This window comes from Chromobacterium haemolyticum (genome assembly GCF_002081825.1).
GTDB classification, from domain to species: Bacteria; Pseudomonadota; Gammaproteobacteria; order Burkholderiales; family Chromobacteriaceae; genus Chromobacterium; species Chromobacterium fluminis.
In genome coordinates, this window is record NZ_MUKU01000053.1 from 1 (window position 1) to 20,501 (window position 20,501).

A 20,501-nucleotide genomic window follows, 5' to 3' on the forward strand; every position below is an offset into this window, starting at 1 on the left:
CATCGCTCGCATAGTAAAGCGTCTGCGGCGCGTAGTCCTGCAAGGTGGACTGTAAGGCCTTGCCGCTCTGGCCCTGATTGATTTGGCTTTCATCGCCCGTCATATTGCTGGCGACAGGCTGGTAATCGAAGCTCGCCAGAGCGACATTGCCGGATACAATTTGCCGGGAAGACTCCCAAGCGGTTAAGCCATCCTCTTCTTCCGTCGCATCGCTACGGTGAAAGCGAAGACGCTCCATGCTGGCGGCGGGCAATCCAAATGGATCATCAAACAGGATCAGCTGTACTTGCGGCAGCTTGTCTTTCTCAGAGTGGGCAAACCGCCAGCCGTAACCTTCTTCATGCATCAAGCGCACGATGAAGTCATAGTCGCTCTCACGGTACTGTAGGCAGTAGCTGCGCGGCGAAGCCGGACCCACTTGAATGTCCAAGGTTTGAACCCGTGCGAACTGAGCATTATTCGCCTGATGCTCCGCCAGAATCTGCTTAATGATGTCTGGCACGGTCAAGTCCTGGAACACGCGTGAAGTCCGCCGATAGCGCAGCAGCGAAAAAGGAGCCTCCACCGTCAAACCGTACTGAGCGAAACCGCCATCCGCCCCCAGTTGCTTCACCTCAGACACCACCCCGCAGCGTACAAGCTCTTCCCCGGAGGCGGCGGCTATGCCTATCTTTGCGGCCACGCCCAGCAGAGATTTCAGTTCGATGGAGCCATTGGGAGACAGGCAGGTCAATTGATAGCGATAGCTCTCTGAAACGCCTTCCTCGCCTTCCAGAGTCTGGGGCAGCAAGGTTTCAGCCGCGATGCTGCCATCCCCGAGGGACAGTGTGAGCAGGCGATTTTCTTGCGTGAAGGCACTGGAAAAGCTGGCAAGCAGCTGGCTGATATCCATGGAATAGAATGTCCGCAAAGAAAAACCACTTACATAAAGTGGCCTTTTGGTGTTGGTCCACAATGGAGAGCGGTAACATTCTATTTGGATGGGCGGTGACAGAACAAGCGACCTAGGTCAAGGTTTGGCAAGACCCCATCCTAAAGGACAGGGACACCCTCTCCCAAGAGCATCGTTTCATAGTAAAAGCCCGAAAGAATAGGGCTGAATGCCTCTAAGCTACAGCCTTTAAAAAGCAACGGCAAAGCGCATTAATATAGCTCTCGGCTGTATCCAAATAATATATCCGCAATCCAGTTGCCCTATTTAATAAAGATGGCTTTCATCCGGTAAATTGCTACGATGCTACGAGTGAAGATTTTTTCTTCAAACGCGCAGTTTTATAGACACGGCTTGGCTGGATAATTTGTTAGGTGAAAGACTATAGTCATCATGGCAAGCTCAAACAGCAAACATTCCCACCTCTAATAATCTCCACCGAAATTCATTAGTTTATTTCCCAGCCCAAAGGCAACTCTGGGTAACTGATCCAGTAGCTCAGACATTCCCTATCAAGGGTATCGCTCCATTGATAGATGCCCACCCCTGTGTAGTAGAAGACCGGCTTCCTGTCAATGTAAGCAATAATGTCAGCTCGGTGGCGATAAAATGGAGAGGCCAACATATCACTGACAGACACCTCATCTATACAAACCATATCAGATATCTTGCCGTGCTGCCTCGCGCAATGTTCAAACTGCGATAGCTCGTTATCCGGCAAAGATAAAACATGTTGCGCCACCACTTGGGCAAATGAACTCTTAAATGACAGCAACCCCATACAGGAAGGATGTTTATACGCATATTCTTCTGGATTCATGGCAAAGCACTCCGATCAAGCAAAGCTGATGGGATTTTATAAGATTTGAGGATATTTCAAGACGCAAAAACAACTGTTCACGACGGCAAAAAAACATGCTAAAGTTAACACATTTTACAAATAGTTCAAGAAAGAACAATTCAAATGCAGCCAATCACATCTAAGCTTATTAGCAACGACTGCATAGAAGCTGTTATTGAAGAGAGCAAAAACGCACCTCGAAAACGCACGCCAATCCTCATCCATAGCAGCTACGATGAGATCCCTCAACGCTTCGTGAACTGCATGGCGTCGGACTCTTACATCAAGCCGCACAAGCATGAAAGTGATAATCAATGGGAGCTGTTAACTTGGATATCTGGAGAAATGCTTGTTATCATTTTTGATGATGCAGGCAAAATACTGAACAAGGTTGAGATAAGTCAGAACTGCAACCGCGTAATTGAGATACCGCAAAATTTGTATCACAGCTATGTCCCTTTATCCGACTGTGCATATCTTGAGATACGGAACTGTAGCTTTACTTATGGGCGGCCAGAAGTAGATCGTACATTTGCCGACTGGGCACCTGACGAAGGCGAACACGAGGTAAAAAACTTTACCACTTGGCTGAAAGAAGCTGATATTGGAAAACGGTATGAACAAGAGCGACAATTATTTTCAGATAATAAACTATAGTCCCGTCCCAACTTTCTGGAAGAATGCGGAACGATTCTTCATGGGGTGCAACCAAAAATTTCTTGATATGGTTGAAGTTGAGGATATAGACACCCTTATCAAAAAACGAGATATAGATCTGCCTTGGGCACACAATTGGGAACTCTTTGAAAAAGATGATAGGCTTGTTTTAGAGACGGGACAGACTGTCACTAGACTCGAACAAATACCTTCTGGAAATGGCGACTCCATTTGGTCAGAAACTATTAAGCACCCAATCATACAAGATGGCAAGACCGTGGGATTGGTCGGATTTTGTAAAGACGTCACGATTGAAAGAAGACTGCAAGAGATAGAGCGTGAACGCAGCGTTGATAAACTACATTTACAACTTGCCAACTTAGTTGACAAGTTCATGAATGATGCACAGCACACTAAACTATCCATCCTAAACCAGCGTCTAGGCATAAATCACGGCGATAGCAAAAAAAGTAGAATACAAATAAGTCTAAGCAATAGAGAGCAGGAGATAATTTACTATCTATCCATCTACAAATCCCCAAAAGAGATCGCAAAAATATTATCAACGATTCATGGCAAAGACATTTCAATTCGTGCGGTGCAAACAGCCATTAGCGATAGGCTTTATGTAAAGTTCGATGTAAACACGACAAGTCAGCTATTAGAGCGAGCAGCCGCATACAGTCTCATCCCTCTGCGCATGCCTAGTTAAAAATGATCTGAATAAGTCATCCTCAAGAAAACCAGCACCTTGCCAATCAATGAGAACAACCATTGAAAGCAATGCCAGCGGGATAAAATAGTCGATACCATCTTCCTGACACGACGCAAAAACCTGCCCTAGCCAATCTGAATTTTAGAAGCTCGGACCCGATCTGAAATTCTCCCGCTTTGATGGCACCTGACTGTCAGATCAAATCGGAATTTTTACACATTCATGTCGACCAGGACGAGTTCAAGTCTATCCTTTCGCACCAACCCTGATTGTACCCATACCTCTTGCAAAACGCTTGGGCTAAGCCCTCCCTACCGTCGTAGCAAAGCGGCTCGGCTCAACACGCTGTTTTCCGTTTATCTTGCATTATCTTTGTCCCGCCCAAGCTCCAAACTGTTCCTCGGAACCTGTTCAAAACTTGCTGCGCTTCAGCGATACATCGTTAAAACAAGCTTGCTCATGCTTCGTATAAACACTCTGCTTCCCCAGCCGCTTGAGCCTTAGCCGGCAAGCACGCTCCCGAATCACAAACGCAGGCCATGAAAAACGCCCTCGAAGCGCAGACTCGTCGAGGGCGTTGGATTTAGCGCGATGGAATCAAGCGCTGGCGGCGGTTTGCTTGTCCATCATGATTTTCAGAATCTGCGCATCAGTCTGCACCATTCCCTGGCTGGCCAGCTTGCCCAGGTTGGCGATGGAGGCGTCCAGCTCACATTCCACAATGCCGTCGCTGCCCGCCACGCACACGCCGTCCAGCGCCATCAGTACCGCCTTGTAAGCTGACCCCGCCGAAGTGGACACCTTCATCGCGCAGCTATTGGACGCGCCGTCGCAAATCATGCCGGCCAAGTCGCCTATCATGCTGGAAATGGCCATGCCCGCCACCGCGTAGCCGCCGCCCAGCAACTGAGCCATCCCCGCCGCCGCGCCCATGGACGCGGTAGTGACCGCGCACAGCGCGGACAGCTTGGGCAGCCGGGCGTGAATATAAATGGCCATCAAGTGCGACAGCATCAGCGCTCGCGTCAGCCCCTCGCGATCGGCGCCGACATGCTCGGCCACCACCACCACCGGCATGGTAGCGGCAATGCCCTGATTTCCGGAGCCGGAGTTGCTCATCGCCGGCAGGGTGGCGCCGCCCATGCGGGCGTCGGACGCCGCGGTGGTGCGGGTGAGGATGCGGGTCAACAGATTGTCCGACAACAATCCGGCGCTCACCTGCTTGTGCAGGGTTGCGCCAATGTGCAGGCCAAACTGTCCCCCCATGCCCGCTCGCGACAGCGCCTCGTTCAGCGTGGCCGCCTCGTGGATGAAATCCATCGCCTCCAGCGGAGCCTGGGTGGCGAAGTCGTAAACATCCCGCGCCGTCGCGTCGGAAAAGTCGTACGCGGCGCCGGCCTGGCCGGAACTCTCGAGTTCAGCGCGGAACAACGCCGCGCCATTGCGCTCGATCAGCACCACATGGGTGTGCGAGTCGGCGATGCAGACCCGGGCCACTTCGTCGCCGGCGAACACTCGGGCTTCCGAATACAGGATATTCGGCACGTCCGCGATGCTCAGCGTCACGCGCTGCTCGGCGAGCATGCGTTTGGCGGCATCCACCACTTCGCCGCTCAAACCCTTGAGCACCTCCAGCTTGCCGTCCGGGTCGCCTCCTAGCGCGCCCACCGCGGCGGCGATCTGCAAGCCCACCGCGCCAGTGCCCGGCACCGTCACGCCCATGCCGTTCTTCATCAGATTGGGCGAAACCCGCGCTTCGATGCGTTCCGGCGCGCGGCCCAGCGTCTTGGCGGCGATGGCACAGGCCAGGGCCAATGAAATCGGCTCGGTGCAACCCAGCGCCGGCGCCACTTCCGCGCGCGCCGCCTTGACGAACTTCGGCCACAGATCGGTGTTGAGAGTTGGTGTACACATAGTGATTACGCTTTCAAATCAAGTAAATGCCTTGCCGCCGCCCCACAAGGCGGGCCGGCGGCGAAAATCAGGAGAAAGCCAGGAACGGCGACACGCAGAGCAAAAGGCCGGTGGCGATGATGATCTTGAGCGCGGCGCCCTTGTATTTGTGCAGGAAGGGCACTTGGTAAACCAGATAGGCCGGGATCAAACAGCCCACCAAGCCAAAAACCGGGCTGCAGATCGAAGTGAAGCTCAGCACCGGCGCGTTCAGCACGATGGCGCCCCAGGACAGCAAGACGGTGAACACCATGATGCCCTTGGCCACCCACTCAGGCCGGATACGCTCCTCCGGCATCACCCGGCGCAGCAGATTCATCGCCAGGCCCTGGCAGGCCTCGCGGAAGCCCAGATAAACGCCGAAATACGCGGTCATCACCGCAAAAATATTCAGGATCAGGCTGAACAGCTTCACCATATCGCCCGGCATGCTGCTGGCCACCATGGCCAAAGCGGAAATGTTTTCATGCGAGGCCTTGACCGCCTGCTCGTGCCCCATCGCCAAGGTAAAGGACACCGCGTAGAAAAAGACGGTAACGAAGAGGATGCCGAAGGCGATGTTCATCGCCCGCATTGCCTTGTACTGCGCCACTTTCCGCGACTTTTCCCGCGCGCGGTAGGAAATCACCATCGGGCTCAGGCTTTGAATGAACAGGATGGAGGTCAGCGTGAACGGCAGCATGACGATGGCGTCCTTGATCAGGCGGCCCAGCGAGGGGAAAGCGCCCACATTGACCATTCGCCATTCCGAAACCATGGCCAGGCCCAGCACCGCCACCACGCCCAGCTTGGTCAACACCATGCCGGTGGAAATCTTGAATAGCAGTTGCTCGCCACGGGAAGCCAGCGCCACCAGCAGACAGATCAGCCCCAAGCCATAGAAGGGATTGGCGGACAGCAGCGTCTCGGTCACACCGAAGCTATGCAGAAAGGAGGCGCTGTCGTTAGTGATGGCGGTTGAATACACAAAAACCCAGATCACCAGCATGATGAAGTAGAGCGCCCCCAGCAGAATGCCCCAGTTCTTGCCCAGATAGCCGCTGATCACGCTGGGGTAATCCTTGCACTCCGGCGACTCCGCCAAGGTGTTGATGAACAGACGCTGGAACAGATACATCGCCGGATAGCCGATGACGGAAGACAGCAGGAACACCCACAAGCCCATTAGCCCCACCTGCACCGGCAGGAACACGATGCCGGCGCCTATCGCCATGCCTATGCTCATCACGACCCAACCGCGGTCGATGCCGTCGAAACGCACCGCCTCCCGCCATTCCGCCTCGCTCATTCCCGCGCGCTCGGCAGCGCTTGCCCTGGGCTTGACGCCCACTTGGGTGATGTCCATACTCGTTGTTCCTTTAGTGGTTCATCTACTGTCTCAAGCCCTCCGGCGCCAACCGGATGCTTGGGTTTCCCCGCCGCGTTGCGCCAACAGCGCGTGAAAGGATTCTCGGACGCGTATCGGAAGCCCTCAGTCGCGGCACTGCTTCAGATAGCGGTAAAGAGTGGGTTCGGAAATCTCCAACGCCTGCGAAGCCTTGCCGACGAATCCGCGGATAGAGAACAAGCCCCGCTGATTCAGCTCCCTGATCACCTCCAGTTTTTCATCGCCGGACAAGCGCGTAGGATCAATCGCGTATTGCTCCAGCACGCCCTGCATAATCCCCACGCCAACATCATCAATGCCTAGCGACAAGGTTTCCTGATGCGAGTCGTGAGACAGTTCCACCGGCAGCAGAGCCTGTACCGCCTCCAGCGCGCGCTTGTAGCGGCTGTCGTCGGAGTTGACGCAGAGCATGGCCTGCACGCGGCCGGTCTCGTCCTTGATCACCAGGGTGGACGAACGCAGCGACACTCCGCCTCGGGTCTTGCTGCGGTAGTTCAGCCGATAGTTCTCGCCCCCCTTGGCGGAGCACTCCCGCGCCATGCACAAGGCGAGGTCGGTGGCCGGGGCGCCGACGCTGCGGCCGGACACATGCCCATTGCGGATGATTTTGAGCGAGGCGCTGGGATCGGATAGATCGTGCACAGCCACTTCGCTGTCCGGCCCCAACAGGGCCGACACGAAATCGGCGAGCACTTCCGCGTCAAGTTGCAGTTTCATGGCGATGACAAAAAAATTATCACGATGAGATTCTATGCATCACCATTCAGCCATGTCATGCGCAACCACAAGCGCATTTGACGCGCGTCAAATCCATAGTCGCAGTGAAGTTTTACGAAGCCGGCATCCAATGAAAAAACCTGCTGAAATAGCGGGTTGCACGATTCGGCGCGGCGGTATCGGCCAAGAGCGTTTCGGCCGCCAGGCCCTTTCTCAGAAAACCTCGTCGGACAGCAAACGCCTGGCGAACAAATCCACCGGCGTGTCCGGAATGAAGTCCAAACGCACCTGCCCCTCCACCGCGAAGCCCAGCTTGCTCAACACGCGCGCGGAGCCGGCATTGTCCGGATGCACCAAGCCCACCAGCCGGTCCAGCGCGTAAACATCCCGCGCTAGGCGCAGACAGGCGCGACCGGACTCGGTGGCCAGGCCCAAACCCCAGTACTCCGGCAGAAAGCGATAGCCCAATTCCACCGCGTCCACCGCCGTCATGTATTTCAGGCCACTGAAGCCTATTACTTCGCCGCTATCCTTCCACACGCAGGCCACTCGGCCAAAACCATGCCGCTCATAATCCGCTAGCGGGCCGTCGCGCATTGCCTGCAAAGCTTGCTCGGGCGAGCCAAAAGGCGTGTTGCCGACATAGCGGATGGCCTCGGCCACGGTACCAAGCCGGTAAAAGGCGTCCAGATCATCCTCCTTGAAAGGCCGCAAAATCATGCGGCCGGTATCCACTGCTTGCATTTCTGCCTCCCAAGCCGTTTGCAATATCATGACAATGGAAACAATCTGCCAGCAATCATCCGTCAACGCCATATTTTTTGCGCTGCAACAAATCAGCGCGGCAGGCGCGCCCAGCGGCTCAGCTGATATACTGTCGCTTTGATTTCCCCCGCCGCAGAACCCCGCCATGAACGATCTGTTTGCCCATGAACCGAAAAAACCGCTGGCCGAAGCGCTACGTCCCGGCCGCCTCGACGAGGTGATCGGCCAACGGCACTTGATCGGCCCTGGCAAACCGCTGCGGCTGGCCGTGGAGGCGCGCACCCCGCACTCGATGATTCTGTGGGGCCCGCCCGGCGTCGGCAAGACCACGCTGGCGCGCATTCTCGCCGCCAGTTTCGACGCCGAATTCATCCCGCTGTCGGCAGTGTTCTCCGGCGTCAAGGACATCCGCGAGGCGGTGGAGCGCGCGCACGCCGCGCTGCAGCGCTCCGGCCGCCACACCATTCTGTTCGTCGACGAAGTGCACCGCTTCAACAAGAGCCAGCAGGACGCCTTCCTCCCCTTTGTCGAATCCGGCCTGCTCACCTTCATCGGCGCCACCACGGAAAACCCCTCCTTCGAGGTCAACTCCGCGCTGCTGTCGCGCGCCCAGGTCTATGTTCTGAACAGTCTGGACGAGGAGGAGCTGCGCCAGTTGTTCGAACGGGCCGCCGCCAACGGCGCGCTGGAGGGGCTGAGCTTCGACGACGCCGCCATCGATACGCTGACCGGCTACGCCGACGGCGACGCCCGCCGCTTCCTCAACCTGCTGGAGCAAACCCGCACCGCCGCCTACGCCCGCAAGACCGGCCAGATAGACCGCGACTTTCTGTCCGAGGTACTGACCGTCAACGCGCGTCGCTTCGACAAGGGCGGAGACGATTTCTACGACCAGATCTCCGCGCTGCACAAATCGGTGCGCGGCTCCAATCCGGACGCGGCGCTGTACTGGCTGACGCGGATGCTGGACGGCGGCGCCGACGCGCGCTACCTGGCGCGCCGACTGGTGCGCATGGCCTGGGAGGATATCGGCCTGGCCGACCCGCGCGCGATGCAGATCGCCAACGACGCCGCCGCCACATATGAACGGCTGGGCAGCCCGGAAGGCGAACTTGCGCTGGCTCAAGCCGCGCTGTATTTGGCCGTAGCCGCCAAGAGCAACGCCGGGTACAAGGCGTATAATGAGGCCCGCGCCTTCATCAAACAGGACAAATCCCGGCCGGTGCCGGTACACTTGCGCAATGCGCCCACCCGGCTGATGAAGGAGTTGGGCTACGGCCACGAATACCGCTACGCCCACGACGAACCCCATGCCTACGCCGCCGGAGAGACCTATCTGCCGGAAGGGCTCGAGGACATGCGCTGGTATCAGCCGACTCCGCGCGGACTGGAAAGCAAAATACGGGACAAGCTGGATTTCCTGCGTCAGCTCGACGACGACGCCCGGCAAGACTCCGAATAAGTGAAAGAAACAGGACCAACCTAACCATGCTCGACATCAATCTGCTTCGCAACGACATCGAAGCCGTCGCCGCCCGTCTGGCCGGCCGCGGCTATACCCTGGACACCGCAGCCTTCAACCAGCTGGAGTCCGAACGCAAATCCCTGCAAACCCGCATGCAGGAACTGCAAGCCAAGCGCAACGCCTCATCCAAGCAGATCGGCGTGGCCAAGGGCAAGGGCGAAGACGTGTCAGCCATCCTGGCCGAAGTGGCGACGCTGGGCGACGAATTGAAAGCCGCCGAGCAAGGCTTCGACGCGGTGCAAAAGCAGTTGGACGCCTGGCTAATGTCCATCCCCAACCTGCCGCACGAATCGGTGCCGGCGGGCAAGGACGAAAACGACAATGTGGAAGTGCGCCGCGTCGGCGTGCCGCGCCAGTTCGACTTCGAGGTCAAAGACCATGTCGACGTCGGCGCGCCGCTGGGCCTGGACTTCGACACCGGCGCCAAGCTGTCCGGCGCGCGCTTCACCGTGCTCAAGGGCGACATCGCCCGGCTGCACCGCGCCATCGCCCAGTTCATGCTGAACACCCATACCGGCGATCACGGCTACGTCGAGCATTACACTCCCTACATCGTCAACGACAGCGCGCTGCTGGGCACCGGTCAGCTGCCCAAGTTCGCCGAGGACATGTTCAAGGTGACCAAGGGCGGCGAAGAAGGCAATGTGGACCAGTACCTGATCTCCACCTCGGAAATCACGCTGACCAACACCGTCAGCAACAGCATCCTCAAGGCTGAGGAACTGCCGCTGAAACTGACCGCGCATTCGCCCTGCTTCCGTTCCGAAGCCGGCAGCTACGGCCGCGACACCCGCGGCATGATCCGCCAGCACCAGTTCGACAAGGTGGAGATGGTGCGCATCGAGAAGCCGGAAGACTCCTACGCCGCGCTGGAAGAGATGGTCAGCCACGCCGAGAACATCCTCAAGGCGCTGGAACTGCCCTACCGCGTGATCACGCTGTGCACCGGCGACATGGGCTTCGGCGCCGCCAAGACTTACGATCTGGAAGTCTGGCTGCCGGCGCAGAACACCTATCGCGAAATCTCCAGTTGCTCCAACTGCGAAGCCTTCCAGGCACGCCGCATGATGGCGCGCTACAAGGACGAAAACGGCAAGAACCAGCTGGTGCACACGCTGAACGGCTCCGGCCTGGCGGTGGGACGCACCCTGGTGGCGGTGCTGGAAAACTACCAGAACGCCGACGGCAGCGTGACCATCCCGGCGGTGCTGCGGCCTTACTTTGGCGGCCGCGACAAAATCGGCGGTTAAACTCAAGCCTGGCTTAAAACCGACACAAGACAACGGCGCCCATCGCGGGCGCCGTTTTTCACATCCGCGCCGCCAGCAACGCTTCGAACTCCGCTCGCGGCAGCGGCTTGCTGAATAGATAGCCCTGGCCCAGCCGGCAGCCCTGCCGCAGCAGGAAATCACGCTGCGACTCCAGCTCTACGCCCTCGGCCACCAGTTCCAACCCCAGGCTGCGTCCTATCGAAATGATGGCGCTGGTGATGGCCGCGTCGTCGCCGTCATGGTGCAGGTCCATGATGAAGGAACGATCAATCTTCAAGCCCTTGACCGGCAGCCGCTTCAAATAGGACAGCGAGGAATAGCCGGTGCCGAAATCGTCGATGGACAAATAAACGCCCAACTCGCGCAGCCGCTGCAAAGCCTCCACCATGCCGCTATCCTCGTCCATCGCCACGCTCTCGGTAATCTCCAGCTCCAACTCGCCGCTATCCAGGCCATGCCGGCGCAGCGTGCACGCCACCGTGTCGGCGAAGCTGCCGTATTTCAGCTGGCGACCGGACACATTGACCGCGATGCGGCCGGGCTCCAGGCCCATGGCATGCCACTGAGCCCAGTCTCGGCAAGCGGTGTCCAGCACCCACTCGCCCATCGGCACCATCAGCGAGCCGTCCTCGGCGATCGGGATGAACTTGGCGGGCGCCATCAGTCCCAGTTCGGGATGACGCCAGCGCAGCAAGGCCTCGGCCCCTACCACCCGCCGCGTGGCCAATTCCACCTTGGGCTGATACCACACCTCCAGCTCCTCCTGCGCCAGCGCGCGGTGCAGGCTGTACTCCAGCTTCAGCCTCTCCATCGCCCGCGCGTTCATGTCCGAGGTGTAGAACTGGAAATTGTTCTTGCCGCGCTCCTTGGCCTGGTACATCGCCGAGTCCGCGTTCACCAACAGGGCGTCCGCGCTGACCCCGTCCTCCGGATACATGCTGATGCCTATGCTGGCCGAGATGAACAGCTCGTGGCCGGTCAGGCCGGACTGTTCGGTGACGCCGTCCAGCAACTGCTGCGCCAGCGCCGCCACCTGGGTCACCCGTTCCACCACCGGCAGCAGCAGGATAAACTCGTCGCCGGACAACCTGGCCACGGTGGAGTGCGGCGGCGCGTACTGCAGCAGCACCGAGGCGATGCGCACCAGCAATTCGTCGCCGGCATGATGACCCAGCGTATCGTTGACCAGCTTGAAGCGGTCTAGGTCGACGAACAACAGCGCGAATTGGGCCCGCGTCGGTTGCGCCCGCTCTATCGCCTCCTGCAGCCGCTCCAGGAACAGGGTCCGGTTGGGCAAGCCGGTCAAGGCGTCGTGATTGGCCAGAAAATGTAGCCGCTCCTCGGACTGCTTGCGCTGGGTGATATCGGAAAACACCGCCACATAATGCAGGCATTCGCCGTCCGCGTCGCGGATGGCGGTAATGCTCAGGTGCTCGGTGTACAACAGGCCGCCCTTGCGGCGGTTGACCACCTCGCCCTGCCAGACCCCGTTCTCTTTCAGGCTTTGCCACAGCTTCTGATAGAAATCCGCCGGCTGCCGACCAGATTTGAGCAAGGCGGGCGTGCGGCCCAGGGCCTCCTGGCTGCTATAACCGGTGATGCGGCTGAACGCCGGATTCACCATCTGGATCACCCCGTTGCCGTCGGTGATCAGGATGCCTTCCAGCGTTGATTCGAACACCTTGTCCGCCAGTAGCAGGCTGCGCCGCGAATGCAGCAGCGCATCGTCGCGCTCGCGCAAGGCGGAATGCAGCTCCTGCAAAAACTCTTGTTCCACCAACTGGATGATGTCGCGGAACCCCAGCAACTGCAGCAGCCTTCCATCAGCGTCGTACACCGCCAGATGCCGAATCTTGTGCTGCAGGATCAACTGCCTGGCTTGCAATAGGCTGCTGCCCTCGCGCACGCCCAAGAGCGGCCAGGAGCAGGCTTCGGCCAGCGTCGCCGGGGCGCGTCCCTCGGCCAGTAGCCTCAATAGATCGCGCAAGGTCAGGATGCCGTAGTCCCCGTTGTCGAAACTCACCGCCAAAGCCGTGGCGCCTTGACGCCGCATCAAGGCCAGCGCCTCTTCAGGCGAGCCCTGAGCGCCCAGCAAACATAAGGGCGCGGCACGGTCCGCCACCACCCGCCGCACGCTCAGAAAGGATTCGCTGCCCTGGCTCAACACGATATCGGTCAGTGACACCACGCCGCACATCTCGCCAGCCTGTTCCACCAGCGCATGGCGGATGCCGCGTTCGCGGAACAGGACCACCGCCTCGTTCACCGGTAGATTATGCGGCAGCACCACCAAGGGCGTACTCATCGCGCCGCCCACCGGCCTCATGCCGACCACGCCGTCCAACCGGTCCAGCGCCAACGCGTCGGCTTCGGTCCAAATCCCCAGCGGTCGTCCCGCCTCGTCCTGCACCACGATGGAACCGCAGCCCGCCAGCAGCATGCGCCGCGCCGCCTCCGCCAGCGACGTATCCGCCGCGCACGCCAGGATATCCGGGGTAGAGATTTCTTTTATACACTGTTTTAAGCAATACATTAACAATCCAACCCGGGCTATTCACGGAAAAATTCCAAATGGCATTATAACGATGCAAATCGCCGTCATATAGTCGGATTGCAACAGCCCCGCTCTACAGCGGCATCGAGGCTTCTTACCCCCTCTCAAATCCCGCCGGTTTCTTCCTCAAGACATTCCTTTTGCATTCAGTAAATCGTCAAATACTCATATACATGATCTAGAACAAGGCGCGATGCGGAGCGTGGCTGCTAGGCTGACAACAGAATCGGCGAATTTAAACTCGCCATGAAAATGACAAAGGTATTGCGCGGTGCAGCAAAATCACTTGTTGGAACGGCGGCAATGCGCATAGTCAGCCCAACCACCCACACAGCGACACAAGCACCATGAGCCAACAACGCATCCACCTATCGGTTCAGGGCCGGGTTCAAGGCGTCGGCTTCCGTCCCTTCATCTGGCGCACGGCCAGCGAGTGCGGCCTCACCGGCTTTGTCCGAAACAGCGGCGAAGGCGTCACGCTGGAACTGCAAGGCGAGCCGCAGGCGCTGAGCGCCTTCCGCCAGGCGCTTCGAACCCGCCTGCCGCCGCTGGCGCACATCGACGCGCTGCAGGAGCGCGATATTCCGCTGCGCGACACAGAACAGCGCTTTCAAATCGAGGAAAGCAGCGGCGCGGTCACCCACGCCAGGCTGCCGGCCGACGTCGCCACCTGTCCGCGCTGCGTGGAAGAACTGTTCACTCCCGGCGACCGCCGCTACCGCTTTCCTTTCATCAACTGCACCGATTGCGGGCCGCGCTACACTGTCACCCACCGGCTGCCCTACGACCGCGCCAACACCAGCATGCTGGCCTTTCCGCTGTGTCCGGTCTGCCGCCAAGAATACCTTGACCCGAACAGCCGCCGCTTTCACGCTGAACCCACCGCCTGCCCGGTGTGCGGCCCCAAGCTGCAGCTGACCGACCGCTTTGGCCAGAGTCTGAACGGCGACCCCATCGTGGGCGCGGTGCAAATCCTCAATATGGGCCGCAGCATAGCGATGAAAGGCCTGGGCGGCTTCCATCTGGTCTGCGATGCGGCCAGCCCGGCGGCGGTGGCGCGGCTGCGCCAGCTCAAACACCGTCCCGGCAAACCGCTGGCCATCATGGCGCTGAACGTGGAGTCCATTCGCGCGCTCTGCCACGTCAGCGAAGAAGAAGCCGCCTGGCTGCAACGCCCGGAGCGCCCCATCGTGCTGCTGAACAAAAAACCCGAAGCCGACCAACTGCTGCCGGACATTGCCCCCGGCCTGTCGGCTCTGGGCGTGATGCTGCCCTATACCCCGCTGCAATGGCTGCTGTTCCACGAAGCGCTGGGCCGTCCGCCCGGGACCAGTTGGCTGCGTCAGCCCTGTTCGCGGTTATGGGTGATGAGCAGTGCCAATTTGTCCGGCGAACCTATCGTCACCGGCAATCAAGAGGCGCGCGAACGGCTGAATCAGGTAGCCGACGTCTTTCTGCTGCACAACCGCGCCATCGTCACTCGTTGCGACGACAGCGTGGTGTCGCTGGAGCGACGGCGGCCGCTGCTGTTCCGTCGCGCGCGCGGCTTCGTGCCGGACCCGGTGCCGTTGGCGCTGGACGGCCCGCCGGTGCTGGCGCTGGGCGCCTATATGAAGGCCACCGTCACCGTATTGCGCGGCAAGGACGCCTTCGTGTCGCAATACATCGGCGCGCTCAACCACCCTCTGACCTGCGAGGCGCTGCAACAAGCGGCCGACCACTTGCTCGACCTCACCGGCGTCGCTCCGCAGGCAGTGGCTTGCGATCTGGAAACCGGCACCTACTCCAGCATGCTGGCCGAACACCTGTCCAAGCAATGGGAAGTGCCGCTGATCCGGGTTCAGCACCACCATGCCCACCTGGGCGCGGTGCTGGCCGAACACGGCGTGGCGGAACCGGCTTTGGGCTTGGCGCTGGACGGCTATGGCCTGGGTCACAACAACGGCGCCTGGGGCGGTGAAATGATGCTGGTGGACGGCGACAGCTGCGAACGCATCGGCCACATCTCGCCGTTGCCGCTGCCCGGCGTGGGACGCAGCCGGCTACCGCCCTGGAAACTGGCCGTGGCCTTATGGCAAACCCTGGAACTGGGACCGCTGCCGCCGCGGCTGGCGGCCCAGCCCGGCGCCCAACAATTGGAGAAGCAACTCTCTATCCGCCGAGACTGCCAGGACAGCACCAGCTTGGGCCGCTGGTTCGGCGCCGTCGCCGGCCTGACCCGCCAATGCGGGGTGGAAACCTTCGAAAGCGAAGCCGCGCAAAGACTGGAGGCTCAGGCCGAACCCGCGGAGCCGCTGGCCGGCAGCTGGCGCACCCAAGCCAATCTGCTTGACCTGACGCCGCTGGCGCGCCATCTGTGTCAACTGGACGACGATCAAGCCATCGCCAGCCTATGGCACGCCACATTGGCCGCCGCGCTGGCGGACTGGGCGATCAAGGCGGCGCGCACCACCGGCACCCGCATCGTGGCGCTGGCCGGCGGCTGCTGCGGCAATCGCCAGTTGATGGCGCAACTGCTGCCGCGGCTGGAACAGGCCGGCCTGCGCCCGCTGACTGCGGAACAGCTGCCGCCCAACGACGGCGGCCTGAGCCTGGGCCAAGCCTGGGTGGCGCGCCAGCGCCTGCTGCGCCGAAGCTGAAATGAAAACGGCGCGTCGCCCAAGGGCGACGCGCCGCGCAGATCGGCTCTTGTCGGCGGATCAGGACGATAGGCGCTCGCCCCACAAATCGTGCTCGCTGCAATCGACGATCTTCACCGAATAGAACTCGCCCGCGCGCATGCCAGCGGCGTCCTCAACGAACACCAGACCGTCGATCTCCGGCGCATCCGCGTAGCTGCGGCAAATCGCCGTGCCTTCGTCGTCGATCTCGTCCACCAACACCTGCATGGTCTGGCCGACTCGGCGCTCCAGGCGACGCGCGCTGATTTCTTCCTGCACCGCCATGAAACGCTCTTTGCGCGCTTCCTTCACCTCTTCCGGCACCGGGTTCGGCAAATCGTTGGCAGTCGCGCCTTCCACCGGCGAATAGGTGAAACAGCCGACGCGGTCCAGCTCCGCCTCGCGGATGAAGGTCAGCAGTTCTTCGAAGTCCTCATCGGTCTCGCCAGGGAAGCCGACAATGAAGGTGGAGCGGATCACCAGTTCCGGGCAGATCTCGCGCCACTTCTTGATGCGCGCCAGCACATTGTCGCTATTGGCCGGACGCTTCATCAGTTTCAGCACCTTCTGGCTGGCGTGCTGGAACGGGATGTCCAGATAGGGCAGGATCTTGCCATCGCGCATCAGCGGAATCACCTCGTCCACGTGCGGATACGGATAGACGTAGTGCAGACGCACCCAGATGCCGTGGCGGCCCAGTTCCTCGCACAGCTCGGTCATCCGAGTCTTCACCGGACGACCGTTGTGGAAGCCCAGCTTGTACTTGGTGTCCACGCCGTAAGCCGACGTGTCCTGCGAGATCACCAGGATTTCCTTGACTCCGGCCTTGGCCAGATTCTCCGCTTCGCGCAGCACATCGTGAATGGGCCGGCTTTCCAGATCGCCGCGCATGGACGGAATGATGCAGAAGGTGCAACGGTGATTGCAGCCTTCGGAAATCTTCAGATACGCGTAATGCTTGGGCGTCAGCCGCACGCCGATGTCCGGCACCAGATCGACGAAGGGATCGTGCGGCTTGGGCAGATGGGCATGCACCGCGCTCATCACCTCGTCGGTGGCGTGCGGGCCGGTCACGGCCAAGACCGACGGATGCGCGTCCCGCACCACGTCGCCCTTGGCCCCCAGACAGCCGGTGACGATGACCTTGCCGTTCTCGTTCAAGGCTTCGCCAATCGCGTCCAAAGACTCGGCCACGGCGGAATCGATGAAACCGCAGGTGTTGACCACCACCAGGTCGGCGCCGGCGTAGCTGCCGGAAATATCGTAGCCTTCGGCGCGAAGGCGGGTCAGGATCTGCTCGGAGTCGCTGGAGGCTTTGGGACAGCCCAGCGACACGAAGCCGATACTTGGAATCTTGTCTGCCATGATGATGGCCTTGCTGAAGAAAAACGCGAGAGTATACAACGATTTGACAGGCGATGCGCAGCGTTGCGAGGGGTTGGGCGCGCGGGCTCGTAGATTCGTTTTCGCCGGCCCCGCGCCGGGCTGGATGCGGACGCCGGCAAGCAACGCTCCCCTTTCAGACCTCACTTGATAGTAAAATCCGACGCCTCCATATAGGCCAGAGCCCGTCAACCCCTCACACCATACCGATATGAAAATTCTCGTTTCACGCATGGAGTCCCTGATTTTCGCCAGCCGCTGGCTGCAGGCTCCGCTCTACCTTGGGCTCATCGTCGCCCAAGGGGTGTATGTCTACAAGTTTCTGCTCGAACTGATCCACTTGGTCGCCGACGCCTCCAGCATGACGGAAACCCAGATCATGCTGATCGTGCTGGGCCTGATCGACGTAGTGATGATCGCCAATCTGCTGATCATGGTGGTGGTGGGCGGCTACGAGACTTTCGTCTCCAAGATCGACAGCCTGAACACCCACGAGGACCGGCCGGAATGGCTGTCCCATGTCAACGCCGGCGTGCTGAAGACCAAGCTGTCGCTGGCGCTGATCAGCATCTCCTCCATTCACCTGCTGAAAACCTTTATCAGCGCGTCCAATCTGGGCAGCCCCGGCAATCCGCTCACCGAGCAGGGCGTGATGTGGCAGGTGGTGATCCACTGCACCTTCCTGCTGTCCGCGCTGGTGATGGCCTGGACCGACAAGCTGATGCAAAGCAAGCACTAGGAACCGCGGAGCGGCGCGCGATACGGCGCTAAAACGGCCTCGTCAAGCGCAACGCCTTGTCACGCCCTGGCTCACAAAACGTAAACAGACGGGCTCAGTCCAAGCGTTCGGCGCAGTAAAAAGCGCCGGGCACCGGACACCCCGCCTCCTCCCGCAACATCATGTCCTGTCGTTCCATCAGCAGCAGCCCGCACGCCGCCAGTTGCGCCGCCACCCAGTCCGGATCATGCAGATAGCGCCCGCAGGGCTGCAGCTGGTGGCCTTCGGGCAAGGGCCGCGGCGCGCGCTCGATGCTGAACAGCAACAGGCCGCCCGGCTTGAGCGCGCGCGCCATCCAGTTTAAGGCCGGCCCCAAATCGCCAAAATAGCTGAGAGTATCCAGGCAGCAGATCAAATCGCGAGCCGGAGGCTGCTCCATCAGGAATTCGATGATGTCGCCTTGAGTCAAGACGTCGTACACGCCCTTGTCCACGGCGCGCCCCAGCATCTCGCCGCTGAGATCCACGCCCTGCAAACGGCGTGCGTACGGCCGCAGCGCAGCGCCGGCCAACCCGGTGCCGCAGCCCAGATCCAGCGCGTCCAGAGCGGCCGTTGGCGGCCCCAGTCGCTTCAGGCATTGCGCCAACCACTGCGGCCCCTGATAACGCAAACTGGCCAGGGTCACGTCAAACGCCTCGGCGTTGGCGTCGAAAGTCCGCCGGATGAACTCGGGACTACATTGCGGAGGCGGCTCCGCTCCGCCGCAGGCGGCAAGCAGATGCAAGGCAACCGGATCGTCCGGCGCCTGCGCCAGCCAGACGCGCAGCAGGGCCAAGGCTTCGTCGCGCCGGTCCAACTCGCAATAGGCCTCGATGCGCGCAATCGGCCCATTCTCGGCCGGCCGCGCCACGATGCCCAGCGCGTTGTGGCGCCGCGCCTCGGCATGGCGTTCCTGGCGCAAATACAGTCCGGCCAGCAGAAAGTGCGCGTCGGCGCAGGCCCCGTCCACCGCCAGCGCGTGCCGGCAAGCCCGTTCCGCGGCGGCCAAATCATCGTCCTGCTCGCAGGCGGCGGCCAGGTTGGTCCAATACATGGGCTGTTCGCCGTCCAGCTCCGCAGCCGCGGCGAAAGCCCGCCTCGCGTCGCCCGCGCGCCCCTGACGCGCCTGCGCCATGCCCAGGCTGAAATACCAGTCCGCATGGTCTGTTTCCGCAGAAATCGCCTCGCTCAACAAAGATTCAGCCTCCTCAGGACGCTGCGTCTGCAGCAACAGGAAAGCCAGGAAGGATTTGGCGGCGGCGCAAGCCGGCCAATTGAACAAGCAGGAGCGATAACGCCGCTCTGCCTCCGCCCAGTCTCCCTCCAGGTGACTGCGCTGCGCCTCTCGCAAGCAGGCGTTCAAGGCCTCGGCGGACATGTCGCGGCACCTTGCCGGCCCAGCCGGCTCGAATCATCCATTGAGAACAGGGAAAAACGAAACGCGGCGAACGCCGCGCGAGAGAAAGAGACGCCGTCAACGGCGGCCGGCATCCAGCATGCGGGGATAAGCATGGCAAGCTCTCCGGGGGAGCGGCGGATGGAAACGGACAGGCGGCCGTTCCAACCGGCCGCCTCTGTTCAATCTTTGGTGCGCTTAGCGAAGCTTCGGAAAACACACGCGCTTTCCGACGCCGTTTTTAACGTCGCATCGCCAAAGCGCGGCAGATCCTAAACAGGTTTTTAAGACGGGTCTTTGTCGTCCTCGCCGTCCTGCTTGTAAGCCGGGAAGCCGAAGCCGCCGAACAGCTGCTTGGTCTGTTCCTGCATCCGGTTCTGCATATCCAGGAACATGCTGGTGCTCTGCTCCATGTAATTGGCCATCATGTTCTGCACTGCCGGCCCCTGAAATTTCATGAACTCGCCCCACAGATTAGCGTTCAACATGGTGTTGTCACCGTAAATCGCGCGGGTTTGTTCCTGCATCTTCTGCTGCAGCTGGGCGAACAGTTGCAGATTGTTCTCCAGGAAGGGCCCCATCATGCCCTGCATGGCCTGGCCGTAGGAGCGGATGAACTGGGTCAGCACCTCGTAGCTGAACATCGGCATGCCGCCGTTCTCCTCCTCCAGGATGATCTGCAACAGCACACTGCGGGTGATGTCCTCTTGGCTCTTGGCGTCGACGACTTGAATATCCACATTATCAAGCACCAATTGCTTCACATCCCCCAAGGTGATGTAGGAACTGGTGGCGGTATCGTACAGCCGGCGGTTCGGGTACTTTTTGATGACCCGCTTTTCAACACTCATGTAACGCTCCCGGTTTATTTTGGTACGGTGTGCCGTGTGCCGGCAATTTATCATAAATACAACACGCTAGAGTAAATCTTCAGTCAATGCTCCCAATTTTGCTGCAATGCATGATACATTTAGTCGTCATTGTGCAGT

Annotated in this window: 16 protein-coding genes; 6 read left to right on the forward strand and 10 right to left on the reverse strand. The window is 59.9% G+C overall.

The genetic code is table 11. The features are described 5' to 3' along the window. Together B0T39_RS23260 and B0T39_RS23265 are read right to left on the reverse strand one after the other, a co-directional pair. On the reverse strand, positions 1–892 hold an 892-nt coding region (locus B0T39_RS23260; protein WP_141111379.1), incomplete at its 3' end, for a type VI secretion system Vgr family protein. 487 nt (positions 893–1,379) lie between these two features. Further along, positions 1,380–1,751, reverse strand: coding sequence for a hypothetical protein (locus tag B0T39_RS23265; RefSeq protein WP_141111380.1), 372 nt, complete (start codon positions 1,749–1,751; stop codon positions 1,380–1,382). Positions 1,752–1,895: 144 nt separating this feature from the next. Here B0T39_RS23265 and B0T39_RS23270 point away from each other — a divergent pair, with 144 nt between their 5' ends. Together B0T39_RS23270 and B0T39_RS23275 are read left to right on the forward strand one after the other, a co-directional pair. Next, entirely contained in the window at positions 1,896–2,429 is a 534-nt protein-coding gene (locus B0T39_RS23270) for a WbuC family cupin fold metalloprotein (protein ID WP_081550969.1), read from the forward strand. After that, entirely contained in the window at positions 2,389–3,141 is a 753-nt protein-coding gene (locus B0T39_RS23275) for a PAS domain-containing protein (protein ID WP_081550971.1), read from the forward strand. Before B0T39_RS23270 ends, B0T39_RS23275 begins: the two co-directional genes overlap by 41 nt. A 600-nt stretch (positions 3,142–3,741) precedes the next feature. Here the strand turns inward: B0T39_RS23275 and B0T39_RS23280 are convergent. From B0T39_RS23280 to B0T39_RS23295, 4 genes are all read right to left on the reverse strand, one after another. Beyond that, positions 3,742–5,058, reverse strand: a complete 1,317-nt coding sequence (locus B0T39_RS23280) for an L-cysteine desulfidase family protein (RefSeq protein ID WP_081550973.1) — start codon at positions 5,056–5,058, stop codon at positions 3,742–3,744. Between the two features lie 67 nt (positions 5,059–5,125). Further along, complete coding sequence (locus B0T39_RS23285) at positions 5,126–6,442, reverse strand: amino acid permease (RefSeq protein ID WP_081550975.1); 1,317 nt, start codon at positions 6,440–6,442, stop codon at positions 5,126–5,128. Positions 6,443–6,568: 126 nt separating this feature from the next. Next, a complete protein-coding gene (locus tag B0T39_RS23290) occupies positions 6,569–7,201 on the reverse strand; it encodes a helix-turn-helix transcriptional regulator (protein ID WP_019100271.1) in 633 nt (210 codons plus the stop codon). 213 nt (positions 7,202–7,414) lie between these two features. Beyond that, positions 7,415–7,945 carry a GNAT family N-acetyltransferase gene (locus B0T39_RS23295; protein WP_176218495.1) on the reverse strand — a complete coding sequence of 177 codons (531 nt, stop codon included), beginning with the start codon at positions 7,943–7,945 and terminating at the stop codon, positions 7,415–7,417. 166 nt (positions 7,946–8,111) lie between these two features. Between B0T39_RS23295 and B0T39_RS23300 the strand changes: the two genes are divergently transcribed. Both B0T39_RS23300 and serS read left to right on the forward strand, forming a co-directional pair. Continuing rightward, positions 8,112–9,428 carry a replication-associated recombination protein A gene (locus tag B0T39_RS23300; protein ID WP_081550979.1) on the forward strand — a complete coding sequence of 439 codons (1,317 nt, stop codon included), beginning with the start codon at positions 8,112–8,114 and terminating at the stop codon, positions 9,426–9,428. A 26-nt stretch (positions 9,429–9,454) separates the two neighbouring features. After that, complete coding sequence (gene serS, locus B0T39_RS23305; protein ID WP_019100274.1) at positions 9,455–10,741, forward strand: serine--tRNA ligase; 1,287 nt, start codon at positions 9,455–9,457, stop codon at positions 10,739–10,741. Positions 10,742–10,799: 58 nt separating this feature from the next. Here the strand turns inward: serS and B0T39_RS23310 are convergent, their stop codons facing one another. After that, positions 10,800–13,295: an EAL domain-containing protein gene (locus tag B0T39_RS23310; protein WP_081550981.1), complete on the reverse strand. Its 2,496-nt coding sequence runs from the start codon at positions 13,293–13,295 to the stop codon at positions 10,800–10,802. A 368-nt stretch (positions 13,296–13,663) separates the two neighbouring features. Between B0T39_RS23310 and hypF the strand changes: the two genes are divergently transcribed. Continuing rightward, on the forward strand, positions 13,664–15,955 hold the full coding sequence (gene hypF, locus B0T39_RS23315; RefSeq protein WP_081550983.1) for a carbamoyltransferase HypF: 2,292 nt from the start codon (positions 13,664–13,666) through the stop codon (positions 15,953–15,955). A 60-nt stretch (positions 15,956–16,015) separates the two neighbouring features. On the opposite strand, the gene rimO is transcribed toward hypF, so the two are convergent. Next, positions 16,016–17,341, reverse strand: coding sequence for a 30S ribosomal protein S12 methylthiotransferase RimO (rimO, locus tag B0T39_RS23320; RefSeq protein WP_081551000.1), 1,326 nt, complete (start codon positions 17,339–17,341; stop codon positions 16,016–16,018). A gap of 250 nt (positions 17,342–17,591) precedes the next feature. Between rimO and B0T39_RS23325 the strand changes: the two genes are divergently transcribed. After that, positions 17,592–18,098, forward strand: a complete 507-nt coding sequence (locus B0T39_RS23325) for a TIGR00645 family protein (RefSeq protein ID WP_232060412.1) — start codon at positions 17,592–17,594, stop codon at positions 18,096–18,098. 94 nt (positions 18,099–18,192) lie between these two features. On the opposite strand, the gene B0T39_RS23330 is transcribed toward B0T39_RS23325, so the two are convergent. Then, positions 18,193–19,494: a tetratricopeptide repeat protein gene (locus B0T39_RS23330; protein WP_081550987.1), complete on the reverse strand. Its 1,302-nt coding sequence runs from the start codon at positions 19,492–19,494 to the stop codon at positions 18,193–18,195. Positions 19,495–19,796: 302 nt separating this feature from the next. Then, complete coding sequence (phaR, locus tag B0T39_RS23335; protein WP_081550989.1) at positions 19,797–20,363, reverse strand: polyhydroxyalkanoate synthesis repressor PhaR; 567 nt, start codon at positions 20,361–20,363, stop codon at positions 19,797–19,799. Positions 20,364–20,501 lie beyond the last annotated feature (138 nt).

Coding starts and splice junctions, on each gene's coding strand:
- B0T39_RS23265 (WP_141111380.1), bottom strand. CDS start 1,751: ATGAATCCAGAAGAATATGCGTATAAACATCCTTCCTGTATGGGGTTG.
- B0T39_RS23270 (WP_081550969.1), top strand. CDS start 1,896: ATGCAGCCAATCACATCTAAGCTTATTAGCAACGACTGCATAGAAGCT.
- B0T39_RS23275 (WP_081550971.1), top strand. CDS start 2,389: ATGAACAAGAGCGACAATTATTTTCAGATAATAAACTATAGTCCCGTC.
- B0T39_RS23280 (WP_081550973.1), bottom strand. CDS start 5,058: ATGTGTACACCAACTCTCAACACCGATCTGTGGCCGAAGTTCGTCAAG.
- B0T39_RS23285 (WP_081550975.1), bottom strand. CDS start 6,442: ATGGACATCACCCAAGTGGGCGTCAAGCCCAGGGCAAGCGCTGCCGAG.
- B0T39_RS23290 (WP_019100271.1), bottom strand. CDS start 7,201: ATGAAACTGCAACTTGACGCGGAAGTGCTCGCCGATTTCGTGTCGGCC.
- B0T39_RS23295 (WP_176218495.1), bottom strand. CDS start 7,945: ATGCAAGCAGTGGATACCGGCCGCATGATTTTGCGGCCTTTCAAGGAG.
- B0T39_RS23300 (WP_081550979.1), top strand. CDS start 8,112: ATGAACGATCTGTTTGCCCATGAACCGAAAAAACCGCTGGCCGAAGCG.
- serS (WP_019100274.1), top strand. CDS start 9,455: ATGCTCGACATCAATCTGCTTCGCAACGACATCGAAGCCGTCGCCGCC.
- B0T39_RS23310 (WP_081550981.1), bottom strand. CDS start 13,295: ATGTATTGCTTAAAACAGTGTATAAAAGAAATCTCTACCCCGGATATC.
- hypF (WP_081550983.1), top strand. CDS start 13,664: ATGAGCCAACAACGCATCCACCTATCGGTTCAGGGCCGGGTTCAAGGC.
- rimO (WP_081551000.1), bottom strand. CDS start 17,341: ATGGCAGACAAGATTCCAAGTATCGGCTTCGTGTCGCTGGGCTGTCCC.
- B0T39_RS23325 (WP_232060412.1), top strand. CDS start 17,592: ATGGAGTCCCTGATTTTCGCCAGCCGCTGGCTGCAGGCTCCGCTCTAC.
- B0T39_RS23330 (WP_081550987.1), bottom strand. CDS start 19,494: ATGTCCGCCGAGGCCTTGAACGCCTGCTTGCGAGAGGCGCAGCGCAGT.
- phaR (WP_081550989.1), bottom strand. CDS start 20,363: ATGAGTGTTGAAAAGCGGGTCATCAAAAAGTACCCGAACCGCCGGCTG.